Source organism: Rhodococcus cercidiphylli (assembly GCF_033042225.1).
In the GTDB taxonomy this organism is placed as follows: Bacteria; Actinomycetota; Actinomycetes; order Mycobacteriales; family Mycobacteriaceae; genus Rhodococcoides.
Genome location: NZ_JAWLKE010000006.1, coordinates 198,064 through 223,310, shown reverse-complemented (window position 1 = coordinate 223,310; position 25,247 = coordinate 198,064). Strand labels below are relative to the sequence as shown.

At 64.7% G+C, this 25,247-nt stretch carries 25 protein-coding genes and 1 tRNA gene; 17 read left to right on the top strand and 9 right to left on the bottom strand.

Going from position 1 to position 25,247, the window contains the following annotated elements; genetic code table 11:
• Position 1 precedes the first annotated feature (1 nt).
• Positions 2 to 91: transfer RNA gene (locus R3P95_RS16875), tRNA-Ser, on the bottom strand.
• 45 nt (positions 92 to 136) lie between these two features.
• A complete protein-coding gene (locus R3P95_RS16870) occupies positions 137 to 649 on the bottom strand; it encodes a MarR family winged helix-turn-helix transcriptional regulator (RefSeq protein WP_068054875.1) in 513 nt (170 codons plus the stop codon).
• Positions 650 to 726: 77 nt separating this feature from the next.
• Between R3P95_RS16870 and mgrA the strand changes: the two genes are divergently transcribed.
• Both mgrA and R3P95_RS16860 read left to right on the top strand, forming a co-directional pair.
• Entirely contained in the window at positions 727 to 1,761 is a 1,035-nt protein-coding gene (gene mgrA / locus R3P95_RS16865) for an L-glyceraldehyde 3-phosphate reductase (protein WP_317548941.1), read from the top strand.
• A gap of 114 nt (positions 1,762 to 1,875) precedes the next feature.
• Positions 1,876 to 2,865, top strand: coding sequence for an NAD(P)H-quinone oxidoreductase (locus R3P95_RS16860; RefSeq protein ID WP_317548939.1), 990 nt, complete (start codon positions 1,876 to 1,878; stop codon positions 2,863 to 2,865).
• A gap of 104 nt (positions 2,866 to 2,969) precedes the next feature.
• Here R3P95_RS16860 and R3P95_RS16855 read toward each other — a convergent pair whose 3' ends face one another.
• On the bottom strand, positions 2,970 to 4,175 hold the full coding sequence (locus R3P95_RS16855) for a cysteine desulfurase-like protein (RefSeq protein WP_068054866.1): 1,206 nt from the start codon (positions 4,173 to 4,175) through the stop codon (positions 2,970 to 2,972).
• Positions 4,176 to 4,350: 175 nt separating this feature from the next.
• On the opposite strand from R3P95_RS16855, the gene R3P95_RS16850 reads away from it, so the two are divergent.
• The 5 genes from R3P95_RS16850 to R3P95_RS16830 are packed head-to-tail and all read left to right on the top strand — an operon-like array spanning position 4,351 to position 8,480.
• On the top strand, positions 4,351 to 4,950 hold the full coding sequence (locus R3P95_RS16850; protein ID WP_317548937.1) for a bacterial proteasome activator family protein: 600 nt from the start codon (positions 4,351 to 4,353) through the stop codon (positions 4,948 to 4,950).
• 19 nt (positions 4,951 to 4,969) lie between these two features.
• Positions 4,970 to 5,851 carry a galactan export ABC transporter permease subunit Wzm/RfbD gene (gene wzm / locus R3P95_RS16845; protein ID WP_068054868.1) on the top strand — a complete coding sequence of 294 codons (882 nt, stop codon included), beginning with the start codon at positions 4,970 to 4,972 and terminating at the stop codon, positions 5,849 to 5,851.
• Between the two features lie 11 nt (positions 5,852 to 5,862).
• Positions 5,863 to 6,669 (top strand): galactan export ABC transporter ATP-binding subunit Wzt/RfbE, encoded by an 807-nt coding sequence (gene wzt / locus R3P95_RS16840; protein WP_068054862.1) that lies wholly within the window; start codon positions 5,863 to 5,865, stop codon positions 6,667 to 6,669.
• Complete coding sequence (gene glfT1, locus R3P95_RS16835; protein ID WP_068054860.1) at positions 6,653 to 7,564, top strand: galactofuranosyltransferase GlfT1; 912 nt, start codon at positions 6,653 to 6,655, stop codon at positions 7,562 to 7,564. The genes wzt and glfT1 overlap by 17 nt, the downstream gene beginning before the upstream one ends.
• Before the next feature lie 52 nt (positions 7,565 to 7,616).
• Complete coding sequence (locus tag R3P95_RS16830; RefSeq protein WP_068054857.1) at positions 7,617 to 8,480, top strand: TylF/MycF/NovP-related O-methyltransferase; 864 nt, start codon at positions 7,617 to 7,619, stop codon at positions 8,478 to 8,480.
• On the opposite strand, the gene R3P95_RS16825 is transcribed toward R3P95_RS16830, so the two are convergent.
• The 4 genes from R3P95_RS16825 to R3P95_RS16810 all read right to left on the bottom strand — a co-directional run bounded on the left by R3P95_RS16825 (position 8,481) and on the right by R3P95_RS16810 (position 13,719).
• Complete coding sequence (locus tag R3P95_RS16825; protein WP_082899050.1) at positions 8,481 to 10,373, bottom strand: glycosyltransferase; 1,893 nt, start codon at positions 10,371 to 10,373, stop codon at positions 8,481 to 8,483.
• 111 nt (positions 10,374 to 10,484) lie between these two features.
• A complete protein-coding gene (locus tag R3P95_RS16820; protein WP_317548931.1) occupies positions 10,485 to 11,318 on the bottom strand; it encodes an alpha/beta fold hydrolase in 834 nt (277 codons plus the stop codon).
• The gene (locus tag R3P95_RS16815) at positions 11,315 to 11,920 is read right to left on the bottom strand and encodes a TetR/AcrR family transcriptional regulator (RefSeq protein ID WP_068054851.1); all 606 of its coding nucleotides are present in this window, start codon (positions 11,918 to 11,920) and stop codon (positions 11,315 to 11,317) included. Before R3P95_RS16815 ends, R3P95_RS16820 begins: the two co-directional genes overlap by 4 nt.
• Positions 11,917 to 13,719, bottom strand: coding sequence for an N-acyl-D-amino-acid deacylase family protein (locus tag R3P95_RS16810; RefSeq protein ID WP_317548929.1), 1,803 nt, complete (start codon positions 13,717 to 13,719; stop codon positions 11,917 to 11,919). Before R3P95_RS16810 ends, R3P95_RS16815 begins: the two co-directional genes overlap by 4 nt.
• A 160-nt stretch (positions 13,720 to 13,879) precedes the next feature.
• Between R3P95_RS16810 and R3P95_RS16805 the strand changes: the two genes are divergently transcribed.
• The 5 genes from R3P95_RS16805 to R3P95_RS16785 are packed head-to-tail and all read left to right on the top strand — an operon-like array spanning position 13,880 to position 19,404.
• Entirely contained in the window at positions 13,880 to 16,132 is a 2,253-nt protein-coding gene (locus R3P95_RS16805; protein ID WP_317548927.1) for a hypothetical protein, read from the top strand.
• A gap of 14 nt (positions 16,133 to 16,146) precedes the next feature.
• On the top strand, positions 16,147 to 17,175 hold the full coding sequence (locus tag R3P95_RS16800; RefSeq protein WP_317549078.1) for a glycosyltransferase: 1,029 nt from the start codon (positions 16,147 to 16,149) through the stop codon (positions 17,173 to 17,175).
• Complete coding sequence (locus R3P95_RS16795) at positions 17,172 to 18,113, top strand: NAD-dependent epimerase/dehydratase family protein (protein ID WP_317548925.1); 942 nt, start codon at positions 17,172 to 17,174, stop codon at positions 18,111 to 18,113. The genes R3P95_RS16800 and R3P95_RS16795 overlap by 4 nt, the downstream gene beginning before the upstream one ends.
• A complete protein-coding gene (locus R3P95_RS16790) occupies positions 18,110 to 18,577 on the top strand; it encodes a GtrA family protein (RefSeq protein ID WP_068054828.1) in 468 nt (155 codons plus the stop codon). The genes R3P95_RS16795 and R3P95_RS16790 overlap by 4 nt, the downstream gene beginning before the upstream one ends.
• Complete coding sequence (locus tag R3P95_RS16785; protein WP_317548923.1) at positions 18,574 to 19,404, top strand: glycosyltransferase family 2 protein; 831 nt, start codon at positions 18,574 to 18,576, stop codon at positions 19,402 to 19,404. The genes R3P95_RS16790 and R3P95_RS16785 overlap by 4 nt, the downstream gene beginning before the upstream one ends.
• Here the strand turns inward: R3P95_RS16785 and rfbB are convergent.
• Positions 19,401 to 20,405: a dTDP-glucose 4,6-dehydratase gene (gene rfbB / locus R3P95_RS16780; RefSeq protein WP_317548922.1), complete on the bottom strand. Its 1,005-nt coding sequence runs from the start codon at positions 20,403 to 20,405 to the stop codon at positions 19,401 to 19,403. The two genes, R3P95_RS16785 and rfbB, sit on opposite strands and share 4 nt — an antisense overlap.
• A gap of 88 nt (positions 20,406 to 20,493) precedes the next feature.
• On the opposite strand from rfbB, the gene R3P95_RS16775 reads away from it, so the two are divergent.
• The 3 genes from R3P95_RS16775 to R3P95_RS16765 are packed head-to-tail and all read left to right on the top strand — an operon-like array spanning position 20,494 to position 22,840.
• On the top strand, positions 20,494 to 21,270 hold the full coding sequence (locus R3P95_RS16775; RefSeq protein ID WP_317548920.1) for a hypothetical protein: 777 nt from the start codon (positions 20,494 to 20,496) through the stop codon (positions 21,268 to 21,270).
• Positions 21,267 to 22,475 carry a hypothetical protein gene (locus R3P95_RS16770; RefSeq protein WP_317548918.1) on the top strand — a complete coding sequence of 403 codons (1,209 nt, stop codon included), beginning with the start codon at positions 21,267 to 21,269 and terminating at the stop codon, positions 22,473 to 22,475. Before R3P95_RS16775 ends, R3P95_RS16770 begins: the two co-directional genes overlap by 4 nt.
• On the top strand, positions 22,472 to 22,840 hold the full coding sequence (locus R3P95_RS16765) for a hypothetical protein (RefSeq protein ID WP_317548916.1): 369 nt from the start codon (positions 22,472 to 22,474) through the stop codon (positions 22,838 to 22,840). Before R3P95_RS16770 ends, R3P95_RS16765 begins: the two co-directional genes overlap by 4 nt.
• Before the next feature lie 16 nt (positions 22,841 to 22,856).
• Here the strand turns inward: R3P95_RS16765 and R3P95_RS16760 are convergent, their stop codons facing one another.
• Complete coding sequence (locus R3P95_RS16760) at positions 22,857 to 23,375, bottom strand: maleylpyruvate isomerase family mycothiol-dependent enzyme (RefSeq protein ID WP_188078758.1); 519 nt, start codon at positions 23,373 to 23,375, stop codon at positions 22,857 to 22,859.
• A gap of 129 nt (positions 23,376 to 23,504) precedes the next feature.
• Here R3P95_RS16760 and rfbA point away from each other — a divergent pair, with 129 nt between their 5' ends.
• Together rfbA and R3P95_RS16750 are read left to right on the top strand one after the other, a co-directional pair.
• Positions 23,505 to 24,377, top strand: a complete 873-nt coding sequence (gene rfbA / locus R3P95_RS16755) for a glucose-1-phosphate thymidylyltransferase RfbA (protein WP_317548914.1) — start codon at positions 23,505 to 23,507, stop codon at positions 24,375 to 24,377.
• The gene (locus tag R3P95_RS16750) at positions 24,374 to 24,958 is read left to right on the top strand and encodes a dTDP-4-dehydrorhamnose 3,5-epimerase family protein (protein WP_149407112.1); all 585 of its coding nucleotides are present in this window, start codon (positions 24,374 to 24,376) and stop codon (positions 24,956 to 24,958) included. Before rfbA ends, R3P95_RS16750 begins: the two co-directional genes overlap by 4 nt.
• Positions 24,959 to 25,247 lie beyond the last annotated feature (289 nt).

Here is a 25,247-nt window from a genome sequence, read left to right as displayed (position 1 = left end):
GTGGCGGAAGCGGAGGGATTTGAACCCCCGGACGCTTTTACACGTCTCTCGCTTTCAAGGCGAGTGCATTGGGCCGCTCTGCCACGCTTCCGTGTGCGATCTTAAACGGCCGAGCGGCCCGAGGCCCAATCGCCCCTCACCGTCGCGGTGTCGAGCCGGACGCGTCCATCGCGGCGTCGACCTTCTCGAAGATGTCGCCCAGCACCTCGAGTTCGTGGGGCGAGAGGATGTCGACGAGGTGCTGCCGGACGCCGCGGACGTGCGTGGGTGCCGCCTCCGACAATCGCCGACGCCCTTCCTCGGTGATCACCGCCAGCACGCCTCTGCCGTCGTTGACGCAGGTACTGCGAGACACCATGTCCTGCAGTTCCATTCGCCTGATCTGATGCGTCAGGCGACTTCTCGAGGACAGGACACCGTCGGCGAGCTCACTCATTCGGATGGAGCCGTCGACCGATTCCGACAACATCACCAGGATGCGGTACTCGGCCATCGACAGATCGTGGCGATCCTGCAGATCCTTGTTCAATACCCCCATCAATCGTTGCCCGCCGTCCATATAGGCGCGCCATGCTTTCATTTCCGCAGTGTCGAGCCACTGCGGGTCCCCCCCGGGACCAATGGCTAATTCGGCCGTCACGCGTGTCATCTTAGGCGGGAAATCTACCCACGAGTAGGTTGACGCGGTTCGAGGCCCCGTTCGGCGCAGCGCCCTATGGTCGAGGTATGACCGATCCCTACATCGACCCGCCGTACGTTGCCGCCGACGATCGCTACGAGTCCATGCTGCTCCGCCGAGTGGGCTCACGGGGCCCCCGACTTCCTGCGGTGTCGTTGGGACTGTGGCACAACTTCGGCGACGACGTACCGCTGATGAACCAGCGCGCGATCTTGCGTCGCGCATTCGATCTCGGCATCACGCATTTCGATCTGGCCAACAATTACGGCCCGCCGTACGGCAGCGCGGAGAAGAACTTCGGCCGCATCTTCTCCGAGGATTTCGCCGGATATCGCGATGAGCTGATCATCTCGAGCAAGGCCGGCTGGGACATGTGGCCCGGCCCTTACGGCTTCGGTGGCTCTCGCAAATACCTGCTGTCCTCGCTCGAACAATCGTTGACCCGAATGCGACTCGACCACGTCGACATCTTCTACAGCCATCGGCCCGACCACGACACCCCGATCGAAGAAACAGCAGGCGCACTGATCAGCGCTGTGCAGCAGGGCAAAGCCCTGTACGCGGGCATCAGCTCGTACAAGCCCGAGGGCACGCAGAAGATGGCGGACCTGCTCGCCGATGCGGGTGTTCCCCTGCTGATCCATCAGCCCAGCTACTCGATGGTCAATCGGTGGATCGAACCCGAACTGCTCGCTACCCTCGACGCGGTGGGCGCGGGCGTCATCGCCTTCTCGCCTCTGGCCCAGGGCATGCTCACCGACAAGTACCTCGACGGTGTTCCCTCGAATTCGCGAGCGGCGCAGGGCAAATCGCTGAATCCGGACTGGCTCACCGACGACCACATCGAGCATCTCCGGGCGTTGAACGACATTGCCGCCACCCGTGGCCAATCCCTCGCGCAGCTCGCCCTGAGCTGGGCCCTGCGCGACCCACGCGTGACCTCGGTACTGATCGGCGCATCGAGCGTCGAACAGCTCGAGAACAACGTGGCGGCTTTGAAGAACCTGGACTTCACCGACGCCGAACTCGCCGAGATCGACACGCATGCCGAGGACTTCGGAATCAATCTCTGGGACCTGTAAAGGTGCCTGCGGCAGTGGTGCGGCTCTGCCTGCGGGTCGTTCCGCAGGCTCCACTCCCGGGTGCTCCAGAGGGCACCTAACCGCACCACTGCGCCGGAGGCGCACTATGGAGACATGCGTGCCATCACACTGAAAGAATTCGGCGATCCCGACGTCATGGAATGGACCGAGGTCCCCGACCCCCGCCCCGGCCGCGGACAGGTGATCATCGATGTCTCGGCCACCGCCGTCAACCGCGCCGACCTGATGCAGCGTCAGGGCAATTACCCACCGCCTCCGGGTGCCAGCGACATCCTCGGACTCGAGTGCTCGGGCATCATCTCCGAACTCGGTGAGGGCGTCAGCGGCTGGAACGTCGGAGACAGGGTCTGTGCACTGCTGGCCGGCGGCGGCTACGCCGAGCAGGTCGCCGTACCCGCCACCCAACTCTTCCCCATTCCGCAGGGCCTCGATCTACATGTCGCAGCGGCACTTCCGGAAGTCGCCTCGACGGTGTGGTCCAACCTGGTGATGGACGCACACATGCGTTCGGGGCAGGTACTGCTCATCCACGGCGGCGGCAGTGGAATCGGCACGCACGCAATCCAACTGGCCAAACAGATGGGCGTAACCGTCGCCGTCACCGCCGGATCCAAGTACAAGCTGGACATGTGCGCAGACCTCGGAGCCGACATCCTGATCGACTACAAGAACCAGGACTTCGTCACCGAGATCCGTTCACAGACAGAGGATCACGGAGCAGACCTGATCCTGGACAACATGGGCGCGAAGTACCTCGACCGCAACCTCGACGCATTGGCCATGGACGGCACCGTCGTCACCATCGGAATGCAGGGCGGAGTGAAGGGCGAGCTGAACTTCGGCAAACTCCTCGCCAAGCGCGGCTCGGTACACGCAGCCGGATTGCGCGGCCGACCCGAAACCGGGCCGTCGAGCAAAGCGAACATCGTCGCGGACATGACCGCACACCTGTGGCCGATGATCTCCGAGGGCCGCGTGACCGCCGTCGTGCACGCTGAGATCCCGATAACCGAAGCGGCGCAAGGACATCGAATGCTCGACGAGGCCGAGACCATCGGAAAAGTGATTCTGCGAATCCAGTAGCGCAGCTCAGCGGTCGTGGCGGAACCTCGTAGTGGGCTACGAGGCCGGAGTGGAGCCTGCGGAACGACCCGGAGGCTCCTCGTGCGCGTGCGGCACAGCCGCTCTCAGAGGGCGAGGGCGGTGAGCGCTTTGACGAGTTGATCGATCTCGTAGCGGGTGGTGTACGGAGCCAGACCGATGGTGACGGCACCACCCTCGTCGTTGACGCCCAACGCGTCGAGCAACCGACTACCGCCGTGGACTCCGCTGACACTGCCGATTCTGGCCTGCGCGAGTTGCTCGGACACCTTCACCGCTGGCATGCCCTCGACGGTGAAGCTCAGAGTGGGGATGCGCGTCGGTGCATTGCCGAGCACCATCACGTGGTCCAGCGAACCGAGCGCCTTCATCAGGTAATCGAACAGACCGTCGTGGTAGTGCTGCAGCGATCCGATCGACAGCTCGAGGCGCTCGCGACGCGTCCCGGTCGCTGCGTCGTCGAGATTGGCCAGGTAGTCGATGGACGAGACCACGCCGGCCAACAACGCGTACTGGTGACTGCTGACCTCGAGCCGCGCCGGCCCCTTGGCCGACGGATTGAGCGACATCGACGGCAACTGTTCCAGCAGCGTCGGATCGCGGAAGATCAACGCACCGACCGACGGCCCACCCCACGCGGCGGTGTCGATCGCGACGATGTCGGCCCCGAGTTCCTTGATGTCGACGTGGGCGTAGGGGGCAGCTCCGGCCGCGTCGACCACGATCAGCCCACCGACCTCGTGCACCAGATCCGCCGCGACCCGAACATCGGGCGCACTACCGACGATCGGCGACGCAGCAGTGACCGCGACGAGCCGAGTGGTGGAGGTGATCAGATCGTCGAACTGCCAGGTGGGCAACTCGCACGTATCGATCTCTACCTCGGCCCATCGGACATGCGCGCCCGACCGGCTGGCCACCCGCAGCCACGGTGCGACGTTCGCTTCCTCGTCCAGACGCGAGAGCACCAGACCGGTTCCCAGGCCCAGCCGCGAGCTCATCGAATCCGCCAGCCAGGACAGCAACGTCGCGCGGTCCGGGCCGATGACGACACCGGACGGATAGGCACCGACAAGATCGGCGATCGCGACGCGGGCGGATTCCAGCAGAGCTGCACTGCGCTTGGCCGAGGTGTTGCCGGCCGAATGATTGGAGGCACTGTGCCGAAATGCGGTGGACACAGCGGTCGACACGCGGTCCGGGATCAGCATCCCCAGCTGGGGGTCGAGATGAATCCACCCGTCACCGAGCGAGGGGATGGAACCTCTCACTCGCGCGACGTCGTAACCCATGCCGGACACTCTAAGCGCCGACCGGTGAAGCATGTGTTCCACGTCCTGTTTCCCCAGGGAACGGTTGCACACCTCGCACGCTCGATCCTCCCGGCCTCCACTGTTCCCGACGACCGAACCAGGATAATCGCCCCTGACGATCGCGCAACGGCGAGCGAGGCGTAATGATGGATATATGACTCAATCCGAGCCGAACAGCGCGCCCGATGACCATGTCGTTGTGATCGGCCCCAACGGGGAACCGCTCGCCCTGAGCCGCGAGGAAGCGACGGCCGCTGCGGCCCGCGCCGCCGGATCCTCCGCGAACGAAGGATCGGACGATGGATCGGGCCTGTCGGAGATGGTCGAGCAGCCCGCGAAGGTGATGCGCATCGGCACGATGATCAAGCAGCTGCTCGAGGAGGTGCGCGCCGCGCCGCTCGACGACGCGAGCCGGACGCGGCTGAAGGAAATCCACAAGTCGTCCATCCACGAACTCGAACAGGGCCTCGCACCGGAACTGCGCGACGAGCTCGAGCGCCTGGTACTGCCCTTCGGCGACGACGTCGTCCCCACCGACGCGGAACTGCGCATCGCGCAGGCTCAGCTCGTCGGCTGGCTCGAAGGTCTGTTCCACGGCATCCAGACGGCCCTGTTCGCTCAGCAGATGGCCGCGCGGGCTCAACTCGAACAGATGCGGCAGGGCGCGTTGCCTCCCGGTGTGATGGGTGCCCCGGGTGGCGGGAGCGGAGCCGGCGGGAACCACGGCGGCGGCGGTACCGGCCAGTATCTCTGAGCAGGTAGTGTCGACCGTCGTGTCGGCACCAGCGAAGGATCCCGAGAGCGAGGCAGGAGACCAGATGCCTGCTCCGGTTTCGGACTCACAGACTTATCGGCGCGCTTTCGGCGACCTGAAAACCGGTTTCAACCAGCGCGAGCTGTGGCTGCATCTCGGTTGGCAGGACATCAAGCAGCGGTACCGCCGGTCGGTGATCGGTCCGTTCTGGATCACCATCGCCACCGGCGTGCAGGCCATCGCGATGGGTCTGCTGTATTCGGTCCTGCTCAACATCGATCTGCGCGAGTTCCTGCCACACGTCACCGTCGGCCTGATCGTCTGGGGACTGATCAGCGCCGCGATCCTCGAAGGCGGAGACGTCTTCGTCGCGAACGAGGGCTTGATCAAACAGCTGCCCAGTGCGCTGAGCGTGCACGTCTATCGCCTGGTGTGGCGTCAGCTGCTGCTGTTCGGTCACAACATGCTGATCTACGTGATCATCATCGCGATCTTCTGGCCCGAGGGCGGGCTGCACTGGACCGTGATCTTCGCGATCCCCGCGCTGGTGCTGATTCTGCTCAATGCCGTGTGGGTGTCCATTCTGTTCGGCATCGTCGCCACCCGCTACCGCGACATCGCCCCGATCCTCGGCAGCTTCGTGACGCTGATGTTCTTCATGACGCCGATCGTGTGGACCACCTCAGGCCTGCAGTCCATGGGCGGCGAGGCCGCGAACCGCGCCAAGCTCGTCGAGATCAACCCGCTCTTCCACTACCTCGACATCATCCGGGCCCCACTGATCGGCGAGGATCAGCAGGCGTACCACTGGTACATCGTGCTCGGGTTCACCGTCGTCGGCTGGGCGCTGGCCATCGTCGCACTCAAGAAGTACCGGGCCCGCGTGCCCTACTGGGTTTAGGGGTATTCGAGTTGTCCATCAGCATCAGCACTCACGACGCGTGCGTCGACTTCCCGATCTTCGACGCCAAGACGCGGTCACTGAAGAAGGCGTTCCTCGGCAAGGCCGGTGGTGCGATCGACCGCAACTCGTCCGACGTCGTCGTCGTCGAAGCTCTCAAGAACATCACGATGAACCTGAAGGACGGCGATCGCGTCGGACTGGTGGGTCACAACGGTGCGGGCAAGTCGACGCTGCTGCGGCTGCTCTCGGGCATCTACGAGCCGACGCGAGGCAGCGCCACCATCCGCGGCCGCGTCGCGCCGGTGTTCGATCTGGGCGTCGGTATGGACCCCGAGATCTCCGGCTACGAGAACATCATCATCCGTGGCCTGTTCCTCGGGCAGACGCGCAAGCAGATGCTCGCGAAGATGGACGAGATCGCCGACTTCACCGAACTCGGCGACTACCTCGACATGCCGCTGCGGACCTACTCCACGGGCATGCGCGTGCGCGTCGCGATGGGCGTGGTCACCAGCATCGACCCGGAGATCCTGCTGCTCGACGAGGGCATCGGAGCCGTGGACGCGGAATTCATGAAGAAGGCGCGTCACCGCCTGCAGGAGTTGGTGAAGCGCTCGGGAATCCTGGTGTTCGCCAGCCACTCCAACGAATTCCTGGCTCAGCTGTGCGATACCGCGATGTGGATCGATCACGGCCAGATTCGGCAGCAGGGCGGCATCGAGGACGTGGTGCGGGCATACGACGGTGACGACGCGGGAGACCACGTCGCGCAGATCTTGAAGGAGATCGAGCGGGAGGATGCAGCCGGTGGCTGACAAGATTGTCGGGGTCATCGTCACGCACAAGCGGCGTGAGTTGTTGGCTCTCTCCCTCGATGTCATCGGTGCGCAGACGCGTCCGCTCGATCATCTGGTCGTCGTCGACAATGCCGACGAGACCGCCGTACGCGAACTGGTCGAATCGACCGACCTGCCGACGACGTATCTCGGCTCGCAGCACAATCTGGGTGGTGCGGGCGGGTTCGCACTCGGGATTCTGTATGCGCTCTCGCTCGGCGCGGATTGGGTGTTCCTCGCCGACGACGACGGCCGCCCCGAGGGCCCGAAGGTGCTCGAGACCCTTTACGACTGCGCTCTCACCCACGGCCTCGACGAGGTCTCCCCCGTCGTCTGCGACATCGAGGATCCGGACCGGCTGGCCTTTCCGCTGCGCCGCGGCGTCGAATGGCGTCGGCTGCGGTCCGAATTGATCGACCCGGCGAACCCGGACGACGACCTTCTCGAAGGCATCGCCTCGCTGTTCAACGGAGCACTGTTCAAGGCGTCGACGATCGACGCAGTGGGCGTGCCCGATCTACGCCTGTTCGTGCGCGGCGACGAGGTGGAAGTGCATCGCCGATTGCAGCGATCGGGCCTGAAGTTCGGCACGTGCTTGACGACCGCCTACGTGCATCCCAACGGGGCCGAGGAGTTCAAGCCGATCCTCGGCGGCCGGATGCACACGCAGTACCCGGAGGACGCGACCAAGCGCTACTTCACGTACCGCAATCGCGGCTACCTGATGTCGCAGCCCGGTATGCGAAAGCTGTTGCCGCAGGAGTGGATTCGGTTCACCTGGTTCTTCCTGATCACCACCCGTAACCCGAAGGGTCTGGCCGAATGGTTCCGGTTGCGCGGGCTGGGGCGTCGGGAACACTTCCGTAGGCCCTAGCACCGCTCGTCATGGGGTGCGCGGACCCGCGTGATACCGCTACCGTGTGCCCATGACGGAACCTCGGAAGCTCGCTGATCGCATCAAGTCGTCGGCACGGGAGAAGCTTCAACGGGCGATCGGCGAGGTTCTGGCTCAGCAGACCGCTCAGCTGGCCGAACAGACCAGCGATCAGCAGGCGAAATTGCTCGACGTCCTCGAACGCCAGCGGCGTGAGATCGACGATCTGCACGCGTTCATCCGCGGCCTCGAGATGCGGATGCGTCGCGATATTCCGTACGCCTCCGACGTCGAAGCAGCCGCCCAGAGCGCGGAATTCGCCGAAGAGATGATGCCGCAGGCCCCCACGTTCCTGCGGCCGCACGCGACGCTGCGGTTCGCCCTCGGCGAGGTATCCATTCGCGGCATGGCACTCGAATTCGGCGTCGCCAGCGGAACGACGCTCGAGATCATCGCCGAGGAATTGAGCTCACGCAAGGACATCACCGTCGTCGCCGGATTCGACGTGTTCTCCGGCCTCCCCGAAACCTGGCGCACCGGTTTCCCGAAGGGTCTCTTCGAGCAGGACACCATCCCCGAAGTGCCGGGCGCACAGATCGTCCCCGGGTTGTTCGAGGACTCGCTGCCGGGCTTCCTGAAGGGCCATCACGAGAAGCTGGCGTTCCTGCACCTGGACGCCGACCTGTACTCGTCGACGGTCACCGTGCTGGATCTGGTGGCCGATCGACTCGCGGTGGGCACGGTGATCGTGTTCGACGAGTACTTCAACTTCCCCGGCTGGCGCAACCACGAGTACCGGGCGTGGACGGAATTCGTCGCACGCACCGGTACCGAGTTCGACTACCTCGGCTACACCGCCGACAACGAACAGGTCGTCGTACGCATTCGCACGGCCCCGACAGTTCGCGCGAAATAGCTACTGGCCGTAGAGGCGAGCCCAGTTCTCTCGGCTTGTCAGCTCGGGCACCGCTGCGCGGTAAGACGCAGCGACCGTCGGGGTTTCGGTGCGCAGACGCTTGAGTGCGGTCACGCCGCGCTTGAGCAGCTCGACCGCATGTTGCTTGTTGCGCTGGCGAACTCGGACGCCCTCCTGCGAGCGATCGGTGACGATCGCGTGGGAGAACAGCGAGACGTGCCACCAGTGGGCGTCGTCGGCGGAGATGGCGACCGGACCGGGGTTCACCGTGCCGCGCCACTGATTGAGCATCCGCTTGGCCAACACGGCGAATTCCATGCTCTTCTTCGGGTGCGGTCCCGCGGGGGTGATGAACATATCCGCCGGACGCACCCCGGGAACGTCGTTGGCGTTGTGCCGCTTGGTTTCTCCGTACGCAGCACGTTCGCGTCGGATGGAACCGGCAGCGTCCATGCCGCCGTCGAGCAGATTTTCCGGACCGGCCAGGAAGTCCTCGACGGCCTTGATCAGCGTGTACGCCATGCCGTACTGCATCGACACCAGGTACCGCAGCAGATCGGTGAACAGCTGCTTGGCGAGCGTCCTACCGTCGAGCTCGATGTGCAGGGCGGCGGTGATCATGCCGTTGCGCAGGTTGAAGTAGCGGTGCCACTCGTCCCAGTCCTTCCACGCGAAGTCGGCATGCCATACAGCTGCACCGGGCAGCGTGACTGTCGCGAAACCATTTGCACGAGAACGGTATCCGTACTCGATGTCGTCCCACTGGAAGAACAGCGGCAGCGGGTAGCCGACCTGGCCGACGATCTCGGACGGGATGAGGCACGACCACCAGCCGTTGTAGCCGGCGTCGACGCGAACGTCCTGCTGGCGCTTGCGCTTGAACGCGCTCTTGTCCGAAATTGCGTTCTTGACGTGCACTCCGGCTTCGAGCTTCTGCAGGTTCGCCACCTCGGCACCGACATGCACGCGATCGGGGTGCAAGAGGTAGAGCATCTGCGCGCCGATGATCGCCGGCTCGACGGTCATGTTGGCGAACGAGTTCATCCGCACTATCGCCTCGGGCTCGCACAGCACGTCGTCGTCCATGAAGATGACGTTGGCCGGATCGCCGCCCTTGCCCTGCACCTCGTACAGCCCGCGGGTGAATCCGCCCGCACCGCCGAGGTTGGGCTGGGTGATGTAGACGAGCTTGTCGCCGAGCTCGGCCGCCACGCGCTGGAACTTCTCGCGCGTCTGCACCTGATCGGTGCCCTGATCTACGACGTAGACGTTGTCGACCCCGAGCAGGGCGATGGGATCGTCGGCCATGGCAGCGACGGTGTTGGCGCAGTCGTCCGCGCGGTTGAACGTGCAGATCACCACCGAGGTGGGACGCAGCTTCTCCGGCGCGGCGACGGTCCACTCCGCGTCCTGTACCGACAACTCGCTCGATGTGGTGGTGAAGCGGACGTACAGCGCGCCGCCGTCGAGGAACTGCGTCGTGGCGACGGGAACGGCCAACTGAGTCGACGAGTTCGCGGAATCGACCGTTGTACTGGCCATCGTGCGCTCGTGGCCCTTGTAGTCCGTGCCCACCAGATCGATCCGCCCGGCACCGGCGACGGTCGCACGGAACACAACCTCGGTGACGGTGGTCCACCGCTGCCAGTAGCTGGCCGGGAACCGTCCGAAGTAGCTGTTGGTGTGCAGCACGCTGCGCTTGGCGATACGGACGCCCGTACGGGTGCGCTCGGCATTTCCCTTACCGACAGAGCTGTACATATCGGCACTGACCAGGGGCGACGGGCCGTCGAACAGCAGTCTCTGAACTGTCAGTTCGGGCTCGCCGTCACCGCCGGCAACAGCCGACACATCCGATGGCGAGCCGAGACGATCGAGAGCAGTGCCGTCCATACCGAGAAGTACCCCATCCAGTTCGAGTAGTGGCTCTGTGCGGTCGTGGAGAGAAGAAGACCACTGACCATGGTTGCACAGGCCCCGACCGATCTGTCCGACGCTCGCCGTCTACTTCGCTTCCTGCACCCTCGCCATCAGCACGCGGGCGGCGTCGGCGGGGTGCGTGTACGGCCACCAATGGCCGGCATCGACTCGATCGACGCGCAGATCGGGGATCCATCGATCGAGACCGTCGGTGAGGTTGGTCGACAGCATGCGGTCGTGTGACGGTACGACCACGGTGGTCGGGACCGCGCACCGTGGAGCAGGCCCGCGGAGCACACGCCGCAACACGTTCGCCCGGTAGAGGGCGATGCCGCGCTGCTGGTCGGCCACCGTCGGGGTCGGCTCACCCTCGACATTCAGCCGTGCCAACAAGTCCGGTACCCGTGTGCCCAGAACGGGCACATGAAACCCGAAGACGTACCAGGACCGGGCCAACTGCCCGATCAACGACGGCCATCGATGCGGCCGCACCAGCCGCGCCCGTGCCACCTGCCTCAGATGATCCAGACTGGGTCCGGACACCGATGTGTACGACGCGAACACGGTCGATGCGCGAGGCGAGGCCATCGCCTCCCACATCTGGACCGAACCCCAGTCGTGGGCGAAGACGTGCACCTTCCCGGTGAGGTCAGGAATCGACTCGACCACCGCGAAGGCGTCGCGCGCCAGCTGCTCGATGGACACGTCCGCCTCGTGCTCGAGCGTGGATGCTCCGCTTCCTCGTGTGTCGTAGGCGATCACCCGAACCTGGTCGCCGAGCTCGGCGATCAGCGGATCGAACACGTGACGGTTGTCGGGGTATCCGTGCACCAGCAGCACTGTGGACTTCGCCGCCGGGTCCCCGTATTCGAAGACGGTAAGCTCGGCACCCGGAGTGCGCACAGTCCAGTGGGTCATCCCGCGTCGCTCAGTGCGTACAGAGTGCCGCCGCGTAGCAAGTGGGCGATCATCCTCAGCCGCATGGCCTCCTGCTCGGGTTGCGGATGCACCACCGCGGCCAACGCCTCGCCGTCGAGCAGATGCACCACGCTGAAGACCACCGTCTCCAGATGGCGTGGATCGATCACGCCGGCGACCGGTAGCGTGCGAGCGAGTTCGGCGATCTGCTCGTGGTACCGAACGGTGAACGGCTGCAGCCTCTCTCGCAACTCCTCGTCACTACGGGCCGCGGTCAACAGCTCGTACCAGGCACCGTTGATCGGAGCGCGGCACGCAGCCCTGAGCAGTTCGAGGCAGTGCTCGATCGACGCGCTCCCGAAACCGGACAGGCCACGGCGAAACTCCACGAACTGACGTCGCCGAACCTCGTCTGCTGCGGCAACTATCAGGTCCAGCCTGGTGTCGAAATGCCGAAACATGGCACCGGAAGACACCCCTGCGCGGCTGACGATCTCACTGACACTGGTTGCGGCATAGCCCTTCTCGCACAACGACTCGATGGTCGCGTCGAGCAACTTTCCGATCGTCTCGGTCCGACGCTGCAGTTGACTCGGGCTCACACACGCTCCCGTCGACGCGGAGCCGTCGGGGTGCCGGCCCGCAGGAAACTACCTGCCCGCTCCGACACACCGAACCAGGGAGCAAAGGTGCCACCGGAGAACACCACTCGGCCTGCGACCAGGGTGGCGGCCACGGCCCGGTCGTTGCGGTTGACCATTCGACTCAGGCCACCGAACTCCGGCATGGTCTCCTCCCGGTAGGCCAGGACCTCCTCGTCCAGCCCCTCCGGATCGATCACCACGATGTCGGCGCGATCCCCCACCCGCACGTGTCCGGCGTCGAGACCGTAGAAGTCGGCCAGCTCGCCGCTGAGCTTGTGCACGGCCTTCTCGACCGTCATGAACGGCTTACGATCGCGCTGCGCATCGTGCACGCGGTGCAACAACCGGATGCCGAAGTTGTAGAACGCCATGTTGCGCAGATGAGCGCCGGCGTCGGAGAAACCGACGGTCACCCCGGGCTGGTTGATCAGCTTGTCCATCTGCCGCTTGCGATGATTGGCAACAGTGGTGTGCCAGCGCAGCTTTCGGCCGTGCTCGACCACCAGATCGAGGAATGCGTCGACCACGTGCACACCGCGCTCGGCCGCGACCTCCGCGACGTTCTTGCCGACGACCGACGCGTCGGGGCACTCGGTGATCTCGGCGTCGGCGAAGTCTCGATGCCACACGCGCGAGCTGAACTTCTTCTCGAAATCGGCACGGAACCAACGGCGGTAGGCCTCGTCCGAAAGCAACTCGTTGCGGCCCAACTCTTCTCGTAGATGCAGCGCGGCGCGGCCCGAACCGAACTCCTCGAACACCACCAGGTCGATGCCGTCGGAATAGACGTCGAACGTGGTGGGCAGGTGCTGCCAGCGGAACTGACCCTTGCCCGGTCCGTTGACGATGCGAGCGAGCGGGCCGAAGATCCGATGGATCCAGGGCGACGCCTTCGCATCGGCCGCGGCCAGCAGCGAGATCTTGAGCGGAGTGCGTCCGATTCCGGTGGCGGAGGCGAGGAAGAACAGCATGTCGTATTTGGTGTTCAGGTTCGGAATGCTCTGCAACAACCGACCGCGTCGACGCAGAATCTTGTGCAGAGAACGAAATTCGCTCCAGCGCGCGTACGAGGACGGCAGGGAACGAGACCGGTATCGATCGCCGTCCAACTTGTCCCACGGGTTCGTCATGGTCGACATTCCGAGCAGCCCGGCGTCGAGCGCCTTCTCGAGCGCCTCGGACATGGCGCGCCACTCCTCGCGGGTGGGCTTCTGACTGCGATCGGTCGAGCGGTCCAGACCCATGACGTGCGCACGGAGATCCGAATGACCCACCAACGCAGCGATATTGGGGCCGAGGGGCAGGCGCTCGAGCGCTGCGATGTACTCGTCGGGACTGGTCCACGTCTTGTGCGTATCGACGGCCTTGAGCACATGATCGCGCGGCAGCGCCTCCACCCGACTGAACAGATCAGCGATGTCGACCGGAGTGGAGTAGAGCGTCGACAACGAACAGTTCCCCAGCAGAACCGTCGTGACCCCGTGCCGAACGGACTCCTCTAGACCGGGCCCGACGAGCACTTCCGCGTCGTAATGGGTGTGCACGTCCACGAAGCCCGGGGTGACCCACTTACCGGTGGCGTCGACCACCTCGGTCGTCGGGCCCGCCTCGAGCGGAGTGGACGACACGGCCCGTACGACACCGTCGACGATGCCCACATCGGCTCGCACTCCTGGACCGCCGGACCCGTCGTAGACGGTGCCGCCGGTGATGACGACGTCGAAAGGAATGTTCGAGCTCAATGTGACCTCCGTCATAGGATGACGAAACTCTAACTTAGAGAGTGATCACTCGCAATAGCCGTACCGAGTCGGCCGTCTCGCGATCACCTGCGTGTTTCGCGCGTCGACGTTTCGGTTCCTGGACACCTCGAGAGATACAGTCGAGTGTCTTTGCCCGAACTCACGGAGTTGACCCTTGACCCCCACGGATACCCACATCGCGCGCGCCGCCCTGCCCGACAGCAGGAGAGAGCGCCTCGCGTGGGGAGCAGCGGTCGCTGCAGTGGTGGTCCTCGGCTATCTCCTGGTGCTCAGCGTCGATCCCCGTTTCTTCTACATCGACGACACCGAATCCGGAGCCATTCCCAACTGGCTTCAGCTCGGACGCATCATGCGCGACGGCCACTTTCCGTCCCTCGTGCTCGATCAGTGGATGGCCGGCAACTACCCGGTCGAAGGCCAGGGCGGCCTGTGGAATCCCGTGCAGATGGCGATCAACTACATCTCGCCGTCGATCGACAACCTGGTACTGCTGGCAACGGTCGTCAAACTGGGCTTCTCGATTCTGTTGGCCTGGGGCGTGTTTCGAGTCGCCCTGGCCTACGGAGCGCGAGCCAACTGGGCTGCGGTAGCGGGCGCGAGCGCACCGTTCGTCGGGTTCACGCTGTTCTTCGAGAACACCTCGTGGGTGACCGCGCTGATGGGCACGGCGTGGATCATGAACGCCTGGGCGAGCTCGGTGTCCTACGCCCGCGGTCGCAGCGGTCCGATCGTGCCGTTCGCCTTCCTCTACCTCGCCATCAGCGTGGGATACGTCCACGCCGCGGTGATGGCCGGAGTGATGATCGGATCCGTCGCCATCGGCGAACGACTGTTCCAGCGGCTGTGGCGTCCGGCACTGAAGGTGTGCGCGGTAGGTATCGCTGCCGCCGCGTGCGGGGCCGTCACCTTCCTGCCCGGCGTGCTCACATCCGCGGTCACCTGGCGTAGCGGCGACGAAGGCACGTTCAACGACAACTTCCTGACCGCACCGTGGTCGGAATCGCTCACCGCGAGCATCCCGACCGCCGTGACGAGCATCGAATCCTGGGCGGGCGAAACCACCGAATCGCCGGTCACCTACATCGCCTGGTTCGTGGTGCCCGCGCTGGCGTTCATCGCGTGGCGTCGGGTACCCGCGGCTCTGCGCGAGCTGGCCGCACCACTGATCATGCTGGCGTTCGCCTTGATCTTCACCGCAGGTCCCAGCGACATCGGACCGATCCGCTGGCCCGCCCGCATTCTGCCGTTCGTCGCCCTCGTCGCACTGATTCTCGTGGTCACCCTGATCAGCCGGTACGGAACCCTCGACAAGCTGCGGCCGCGGCTGCTCGCGGCCGGCCTGCTGACGCTGGTACTGCTGCTTCGCGCCGGCTCGTCGGGTCCGGAATTCTTCGGTCGCCACGTCCTCGCTGCGCTGGTGATCCTGCTCGTCGGCGCGCTCGCTCTGCTGCTGGCCCACCGCTTCTCCACCCGGGCGACTGCGGCGCTGCTCCTCGTGACGATCGCGCCGGTCGCGATGTACCAGGTGGCCACCTACGAACCGCCCTTCGCCAAGTGGTGGCTGCCTACCTCCCAATCCGAAGCCAAGGCCGAGTTCCCACAGTGGCAGGGCGCGACTCTGCAACTCGGTAGCCGTGCGCTCACCGAAACCGCAGCCGACGGACCCGACGACCCCCGGCTGCCCTGGCACTCCCAGGTGTACGGCAACTCCGCCAAGATCATGGGCCTGGACTACGTCAACGCGTACACCCCCGTCGGCTATCTCGACTTCGCCAACCTGCTGTGCTTCGAGCACGAGGGATCGACCTGCACGGACGCCTTCCGGCGCGTGTTCGAGATCGAGCCGTACACCGGCAAGACGTACGCCGACCTGATGCAACTCGATCGAATCGCGCTGCAGAAGAATCAATATCCGCTCGCGAACTCCCGGCCCGCACCCGCAGGCTGGATGTGGGTGACCGCGCCCACGCCCGAGTCCGCTCGCCAGATCTACGTCCTCGAACGCGTCGACGGGTTGCTTCCCGCGTCGTCGGGACGCGTCGTCGCGACCGTGAACGCCACGGCCGAACCCCGATCGTCCGACGCGGACTCGGAGCACGTCGACGTCAGCGCACCCAACGGTGGCAGCGTCGTGTTCTCGCGTCTGGCCTGGCCCGGCTACACCGCGACACTGAACGGTGAGGAGCTGCAGACGAAGGGGCTGGCCGACATCTTCCTCTACGTCGACCTGCCGCCCGGCACCGAGAACGCGGACCTGCACATCACCTTCCGACCGCCCGGCGAACGACTCGGACTGGCCGCGATGGCCGGCGGGACGCTGTTGCTGGTCGGCCTGGTGGTGCTCGATGTGCGACGGCGCAGAATCTCCTCTGCGCCGGAGTTCGGTGGAGAGCCCGAAAGCGGTTAGGCTCAGACCTCGTGATGTCCGACGACTCTGCTGCTGATCCGCACCGCATCTCCATCGTGGTACCGGTCTACCAGGGCGAACGGACGCTCAGCGCGTTGATGGACGAGATCCTTCCGCTGACGCAGGTGACACATACTCCCCTCGGGCGGCCGATGATCGTCGAGGAAGTTCTGCTCGTCTTCGATCACGGCCCCGACAACTCTGCCGCGGTGATTCGCCAGCTCACGGCCGCGCACACGTTCGTTCGCGGGGTGTGGCTGAGCCGAAATTTCGGTCAGCATCCCGCCACCCTCGCCGGCATGGCCTCGAGCGGCGGCGAGTGGATCGTCACGATGGACGAGGACGGACAGCACGATCCGGCGGCGATCGGCGGCATGCTGGATACTGCCCTCGACCAGCAGTCCACCGTCGTCTACGCCAAGCCCACCAACGTCGCACCGCACGGGATGTGGCGCAACGCAGCCTCCAAGGGTTCGAAGTGGCTGATCGCCAAGGCGCTGGCCGGGGACAACACCATCGACTACCAGAGCTACCGCCTGGTGCTCGGTGAAGTCGGTCGCTCCGTCGCCGCCTACGCCGGTTCCGAGGCGTACCTGGACATCGCACTCGGCTGGATCGCAGGCGACGTCACGACCAGCCCGGTGGCGTTGCGCGAAGAGGTGGACCGTCGATCGGGCTACCGACTGCGTACCTTGCTCTCGCACTTCTGGCGGATGGTGCTCTCGAGCGGCACGAAGGGCCTGCGACTGGTCAGCTTCATCGGCATCGCCTTCGCGGTACTCGGCCTCATTCTGGTGGCGTACGTACTGGTGTCGTACTTCGTCTTCGATTCGGGCGCCGAGGTACGAGGCTGGGCATCGACGATGGTGATCCTGTTGTTCGGCTTCGGAGCAACACTGTTCTCTCTCGGTGTGGTGGCCGAGTACGTGGGCGTGAACGTCAAGACGGCCATGGGCAAACCGCCGTACCTGATCGTCACCGATCCCGGAAACGGCCCGCTCGGACGCACCGCGCCATCGACCGAACCTGCACCGCCGGCGTGACCGCGACGCACACGTGGATCGTCGGCAGCGGCGGGCTGCTCGGCGCTGCGGTGACCCGGGAGGCCGGTCGTCGCGGGCATCGAGTGCACACCAGCACCATCCCGTGGTCGGACACGGCGTCCGCCGAACAGGCTCTGCTGCAGCGCTGTTCGGAGTTCTTCGACTCCTTCGCAGACGGTACCTGGAACGTGATCTGGGCCGCGGGCGCGGGCGTGAACGGAACCAGTGCAGCACAATTCGCCGAAGAGAACGGCCTGATCCGCACCGTCCTGGCGCACATCGAGGCTGTCGCCGCCGACCGCGCGGGCACCGGAACCGTGTTCCTCGCCTCGTCCGCCGGAGGCGTCTACGCCGGCGCGACGGGCGCCCCACATCACGAGGGAACGAACCCGGTTCCGTTGGGCGACTACGGTTTCGCCAAGCTGCAGTCCGAGGCCATCGCGACCGAGTTCGGTGAACGCACCGGCATCAATGTGGCCATCGGCCGGTTCGCGAACCTCTACGGGCCGGGTCAGAACCTCGCGAAACCGCAGGGCCTGATCTCGCACCTGTGCCGGGGATACCTCATGGCCTCCCCCGTATCCATCTACGTCCCGATGGACACGTTGCGCGACTACCTCTACGTGTCCGACGCGGCCGAGATGGTTGCCGACACCCTTGCCATGTCGGCCACGCGACGAATATCGCCGACGATCAAGATCTTCGCCTCCGGTGAGGCCGTGACCATCGGCTCGATTCTCGGAGCCTGCCGGACGGTGTTCCGCCGTCGACCGAACGTGGTGTTGGCAGCGTCCCCACTGGCGGTGTTCCAAGGTCGCGATCTACGGCTGCGGTCGACGGTATGGCCGCAGATCGATCGCCGAACGCACCGAACATTGCCCGCAGGCATCGCGTCCACCCTGTTCGCGACGCGTCAGGCACTGGCGGTGGGTCGATGACCGAACCACAGACTCCTGCTCCCCCGGCGGGCATGAACGGCGCGCCGGGGCCGCTGATGCGCATCGTCAAGAATCAGAAGATCGCGTTCCTGCTCGTCGGCGGCGTCAACACCGCATTGGGTACCGCGTGGTTCATCCTGTGGCAGTTGCTGATCGGCGAGCAGTACGGATACCACGCCGCGATCGTGCTCGGCTATCTCTGCAACGTGCTGTGCGCGTTCGCGATGTACCGCTACCTGGTGTTCCGCGTGCGGGGTCACTTCCTACGTGATCTGCTGCGGTTCTTCGTCGTGAACTTCGGCGCGTTCGTCGCCAACATCTCCCTGATGACGATCGCCGTGTCCGTCTTCCACTTCCCGCCCATCCCTTCACAATTGGTCGTCACAGCCGTGATGGCAGTCGTCAGCTTCTTCGGCTACCGCGACTTCTCGTTCCGCAGAAAGAGCCAGGCCCCCACATCATGACGCCCCGTGTTTCCGTAGTCGTCCCGGCGTACAACAACGCCGAGTACCTGGCCGAGACCATCGATTCGATTCTCGCCCAGACGTTCACGGACTTCGAACTGGTCATCGCCGATCACTCGTCGACCGACGGAACCCTCGCCGTCGCGCAGAAGTTCGACGACCCACGGATCCGCCTGCTGACAACCCCGGCCGGCGGCGGAGCGCAGGCCAACTGGAACCGCGTCACCGAGGAAGCCACGGGCGAGCTGATCAAGCTCGTCTGCGGTGACGACACCATCGCGCCCACCGCGCTGGACACTCAGGTGCGGGCTTTCGACGACAACCCGTCCGCCGTTCTGGTCGCCGCACAGCGGACGCTGATCGACGCCTACGGCAAGACGGTCATCGCCGCCCGCGGGCTCGGTGGACTGCACGGAACGGTATCGGGCCGAGTCGCCGCTCGAACCGCAGTTCGGGCCGGTGCCAACATCTTCGGCGAACCCGGCGGCGTCATGATGAAGCTGTCGGAACTCCGCGAGATCGGACTGTGGGACAACAGCCATCCCTACCTGATCGACCAGGCCACCTTCATCGCAGTAGCCCTACGCGGCGACATCGTGGCCATTCCGCAGCCACTGGCGTCGTTCCGTATCAACTCGGGACAGTGGAGCGTGGAACTGGCGACACAGCAGGCACGTCAGGCCGCGGACTTCCACCGATCCCTGCAAGCAAGTGACCCGACACTGCTGTCCGACAACGATGTTCGCATCGGCAACGCCAAGGCCCTGATGACCTCGTTCATGCGTCGCGCGGTGTATCTGCTGCTGCGCCATCGGATGTCGCGCTAGGGCAGTACGGACTCTTTGGAGGCGTACACCGCCTCGGTGGCGTCTTTCTGCGGCCGCCACCACTGCTCGTTCTCGCGGTACCAGTCGAGGGTCGCTTTCAAGCCCGCCCGGAAGTCGACATACGTTGGTGTCCAACCCAATTCGGTACGCAGCTTGGTCGAGTCGATGGCGTAGCGCAGATCGTGGCCGGGGCGGTCGGTGACGAAATCGAACGCGTCCGGTGCGTTGCCGGTTTCTTCGAGGATCGCTTCGAGGACGGTGCGGTTGTTCGCTTCGCCGTCGGCTCCGATGAGGTAGGTCTCGCCGATGCGGCCACCGTCGATGATCGCCCAGACGGCGCTGTTGTGGTCGTCGACGTGGATCCAGTCGCGCACGTTCTGCCCTGCCCCGTAGAGCTTGGGGCGTGAGCCGCTGAGGATGTTGGTGATCTGGCGTGGGATGAACTTCTCCACGTGCTGGTACGGGCCGTAGTTGTTGGAGCAGTTGGAGATGGTGGAGCGGACCCCGAACGATCTGGTCCAGGCGCGCACCAGCAGGTCGCTCGAGGCTTTGGTTGAGGAGTACGGGCTCGACGGGTTGTACGGGGTCGATTCGGTGAAGCGTGCCGGGTCGTCGAGTTCGAGGTCGCCGTAGACCTCGTCGGTGGAGATGTGGTGGTAGCGGACGTCGTGTTCGCGGACCGCGTTGAGCAGCGTGGTGGTGCCGATGACGTTGGTGTGCACGAACGGCCACGGGTCGGTCAACGAGTTGTCGTTGTGGGATTCGGCGGCGAAGTGGACGACCAGATCGGTCTCGCGGACGAGGCGGTCCACGAGATCGGCGTCGGCGATGTCGCCGTGCACGAACTCGATACGATCCGCCACCGGCTCGAGGGAGGCCTTGTTGCCGGCGTAGGTGAGCTTGTCGAGCACGGTGACCTGGGAGTCGGGGCGCTGCGCGAGGGTCTGATGTACGAAGTTCGCGCCGATGAACCCGGCCCCACCCGTGACGAGAATTCTCATGTACCGGCACTTTACCGGTGCTGGTCGGCGACGGCCGGCTTTGTCGGGCGCGCGTGCTAGCTTCTCCTCGACTTCGGGGGGAGTGACGATGCGTCTTCGATACATACTGCTGCGTCTCGCGGCATCGGTGGCACTGCTGTTCGGAATCATGTGGGCAATCCCGCAGCTGGCGCCGCAGGTGCCCGAGCCGTACGAGGGGGTACAGACTCTGCCGCCGGTGTCGCCGGAACCCAGGGGCTCGACGACAGCCCCGCCACCAATGCCGCCGGGGTTTCCGTCCATGAACCGGCCGCCACCGAAGATCGAGGTGCCCGACGGCCAACCGCAGCCCATCGCCACCAAATTCGGCTGGACCTACGATATTCCTGCGGACTGGGAAAATTGGAACGACGGTTTCGCGGAGTGGGTCGGCGAGGACGGGTCGACCGCAACGTACGGCGCAATGGGCCTCCACGGTCGATTCGATTGCGAGGGGGGTGAGTTCGAGTCTTCGGCGATCAGCGGAATGACCGGTCGACGTGCCGGGGACTTGACTGTCCTCGCCTATCAGGAAGCGCAGAAGGCGTCGATGATCTTCACCAACCGAGACGGTTCACTGGCACCCACTGTTCAGATCAGCGACCCCAAGTATCTACAGGTCGACGGAGTCCCGGCTGTCCGCTACACAGCCCTGGTGGAAGACATACCGGATTCGCCTTACTGCCCTCCTCCCGGCGCCACATTCGACGTTGTCACCACTACCGGTTTCGCCACGGCAGAGGTCGCGGTCTTCGTCGTACTTGCCGACCGTGATGTCGAGAACGCACTCTCCGATGAGGATGTCGACGGCCTCATCTCGTCACTGAGAAGGACCGCGACGCAATGACCGAACCGCTGATCGCCAGATCCTCGGAAATCGCCGGCCTCGGACATCTTCTCGATCGCATCGGCGGCGACACTCTGGCCAGTCATCGTTATCTGCTCGATCAGGCGGGCCTGAGCGAGAACGTGGTTGGGCAGATTCTGAAACGACTTCAGCCGTACCTCGCACGGTTTCAGGAGATGACACGCACTCGGCAGGTTCACCTGTCCGCCAACTGCGGGGAAATGGGTGCAGAACTCAACAGAGCGGCATGGCTGTATGCCGATCAGGATCAGCGAAACTATGACCTGCTGAACGCTCACACAAGCGCGCCGCCACTACCGGGCATCGATCGTGGCAGCTCGGATCGTGCCGCCGTCGGCCACGTGGACGAATTCGACGGGGCATCCGATTACGGACGGCCCCACGGGATCGACTATCCCGCGCCGAATCCCGTCGTCGACGAAGTCCGAGAGTTACTCGACGATGCCGCGGGCTGGCTCGGAGAGATCGACACAACGATTTTCGAACTCTGCGGGTGGAGCCCCTTGAACGAGGCGACAATGCCGATCACCGGCAACTGGAACGAAATCAGGAGAATCGGCCACGCATATCAGATCGCAGGCGACGCCATGGAAGCTGCGTCGGAGTCGTTCGCGGCAGGTGTGGGGCGCGTAGACGCCTACTGGAACGGCGCTGCCGCACAGGCATTCACCGATTACGCCGACCGACAACTGGCCGCAATGCGATGGGAGGGGCCCGCAGGCCGCACGATTTCCGCGGTCTGTGCAGTGATATCCGAACAACTCCGTGACGCTGCGCTGGCAGTGGTTCGGAAAATCGCCGAACTTCTCGAATCGGAGGTCGCCGTCGACAACGCCCGCGGTGCGTTGAAGGTCATGATCAAGAAGGTACCGATGGTGGGCACGGCCTGGCAGGTCGAAAGTATCATCGAAATCTGCTGGACAGCAATGGATCTGACCAAGGAACTCATTGCGAAGATCGAGCAGGTGGTCGACGACTTCGGCGCGTTCCTCGACGCGCTCGGCGATCCCGAGAGCCAGGTGGGCAAGAAGATCGACGACACGTTACGCCCATTGAACGACTTCCTCGACCACGGCCAGCAGTCCGTCGAAGCGGGAAAGACCGCGGATATCCGACCGGTCCTCGACACTCCGGACGAGGACTTCTCCGTTGGCACCGGCGACGAACCCTGGCGGGACGCATGATCCAGTCACTGCCTCCACACGCCCGAGCCGCGTACGACCGTCTGATGACATCCTGCGGTGAGCTCGAGGCCGCGCGCACGCGGGCCCTGAACACCGATCTGAAAGCTCCGGCGGGAACCCGATACGTCACAGCGGAACTGCTGGCCCGCCTGGCGTCCTCACGCCGGGCATCGGCCGACCTGATCCACTACGCGACCCGCGTCGCGTCGGGTGAATGCAGTTGGGAACGTGTCGAGGTGGACGCAACTCCGGTGCCACCGGAAGTCGAAGAGCTCAAAGCCGATCCGCAGATCGTGTGGCCGGCCGAATGGCCGACTCCGATCACCGAGACCGGAACTTCGCCGTACCGAATCCCGTGGGAGTGATCGGCCGCTGGAACTGTCAGGACCCTCGGACAGTGCGTCCGGCGAAGGCCGCCAACCGCTCGTACGCGTTTGCGCTTTCGGGTGCAGGCTGCTCAGGATCGAAAGCACCGCCTCGTCGTTCGTCGGTCATGTTGGCCGACATGAACACCATCCCCTCCTCCGCCACCGTCTGGTCGAGATCGTCCGTGCCGCGCCCGAGTGCGGTCGCGAGATCCCACGCGTGCACCGAGAGTTCCGCAGCCACCATGCCGAGCGGCAATGGTGAACCTGCATCGATCTCGGCCAGCAGTTCGCGAGTCCGCTCCGTCCACAGCGGAATCGGATCCGACGACGGTTCGGGCGACGCCGACCAATCGATCTCGCCACCCCGAGCCATGGTCACCAAGTTGGCCGCGGTGTTCACCAGGTGGTCCGTCAGCTCGGCGACGGTCCACTCGGTGCAGGGCGTGGCCGATGCGCGTTCGGCTTCGGTCACTGTGGAGAGCAGAGCGGTGACCTGATCGATACCGGTGGAGATCTGGTTCGTTGTCGTCACGTGGCTTGTCCTCGGTTCTCTCGGAAGCTGGGTATGCGGCGAGCGTAAGTGCACCTCGGAGCTCACGCAGCAGAAACGGGGCAGGCACAAGCGAGCGGGTGATCGGAGGGTCTGGAAGACTTCGCGGTCATGCGGGGAATCATTCTGGCGGGCGGCACGGGCTCGCGTCTTCATCCGATCACGATGGGTGTCAGCAAGCAGCTGGTCCCGGTCTACGACAAACCGATGATCTACTACCCGCTCTCGACACTGATCCTGGCCGGGATCCGCGAGATCCTCATCATCACCACCCCGCAGGACGCCGACCAATTCACGCGCCTCCTCGGTGACGGCTCCCAGTTCGGCATCGACTTGACCTACAAGGTCCAACACGAGCCGAACGGTCTCGCCCAAGCGTTCGTATTGGGTGCCGAGCACATCGGCACCGACTCCGCGGCATTGGTGTTGGGCGACAACATCTTCTACGGCCCCGGCCTGGGCACCCAACTGTCGCGTTTCGATCACATCGACGGCGGAGCCGTGTTCGCCTACGAGGTCTCCGACCCCACCGCCTACGGCGTCATCGAATTCGACGACAACCGTAAAGCCATCTCCCTCGAAGAGAAACCGGCGGCCCCGAAATCGAACTACGCCGTCCCCGGCCTGTACTTCTACGACAACGACGTCATCGCCATCGCCCGCGACCTCGAACCGTCCGCCCGCGGGGAATACGAGATCACCGACGTCAACCGCCACTATCTGGAGGCCGGCCGCCTCCACGTCGAAGTTCTCCCTCGCGGGACAGCTTGGCTCGACACCGGCACGTTCGACTCCCTGCTCGACGCCTCGAACTACGTGCGCACCATCGAACAACGCCAAGGCCTCAAGATCGGATCCCCCGAAGAAGTGGCCTGGCGACGAGGATTCATCACCGACGACGAACTGCGCGTGCGCGCCGAGACACTCGTCAAGTCCGGGTACGGCCGCTACCTGCTGGAATTGATCGACCGAGGGAACCGATGACCTTTCGTGAACTGAAAATATCCGGTGCCTACGAGTACACCCCACGTCAGTTCGGCGACGACCGCGGAGTGTTCTTCGAATGGTTCAAAGCGTCGGCGTTCGAGGCCACCACCGGGCGGTCGTTGGAGCTGCTGCAGGCGAACTGCTCGGTCTCCGCCGCCGGGGTCCTGCGCGGGATCCACTTCACCACCAATCCGCCCGGGCAGGCGAAATACGTCACCTGCGCCCGCGGAGCCTTCCTCGATGTCATCGTCGACCTGCGCGTCGGATCACCGACATTCGGGCAGTGGGACAGCGTGCTGATCGACGACGTCGACCGCAAAGCAGTGTTCCTCTCCGAAGGACTCGGCCACGCCATCTTGTCCCTGGAAGACAACTCGACCGTCATGTACCTGTGCTCCCTGGAGTACACCCCGGCCTTGGACCGCGACATCAACCCACTCGACCCCGCCCTGGGCATCGACTGGCCCACCACCGCCCGCGACGGCACACCCCTGACCTACGAACTCTCCGACAAGGACAAAGCCGCCCCCACCCTCGCCGAAGCCCTCGAAAACGGAGACCTGCCGAACTTCTCGTGAGCGGCGGCGACGCCAGATCCGGGCAAACGCGCTCGCATTCGTCAGACGCGCGCAGAATCGCCCCTGACCGCTGACGAGAATGCGCGCATTTGGCAAGTGCGCGCGCGTTTGCGCACTCTCCGACAAGGTCAAAGCCGCACCCACCCTCGCCCAAGCCCTCGAACGCGGAGACCTGCCGAACTTCTCGTGAGCGGCGGGACGAGGCGGCACCACCAGATCCGGGCAAACGCGCTCGCATTCGTCAGACGCGCGCAGAATCGCCCCTGACCGCTGACGAGAATGCGCGCAT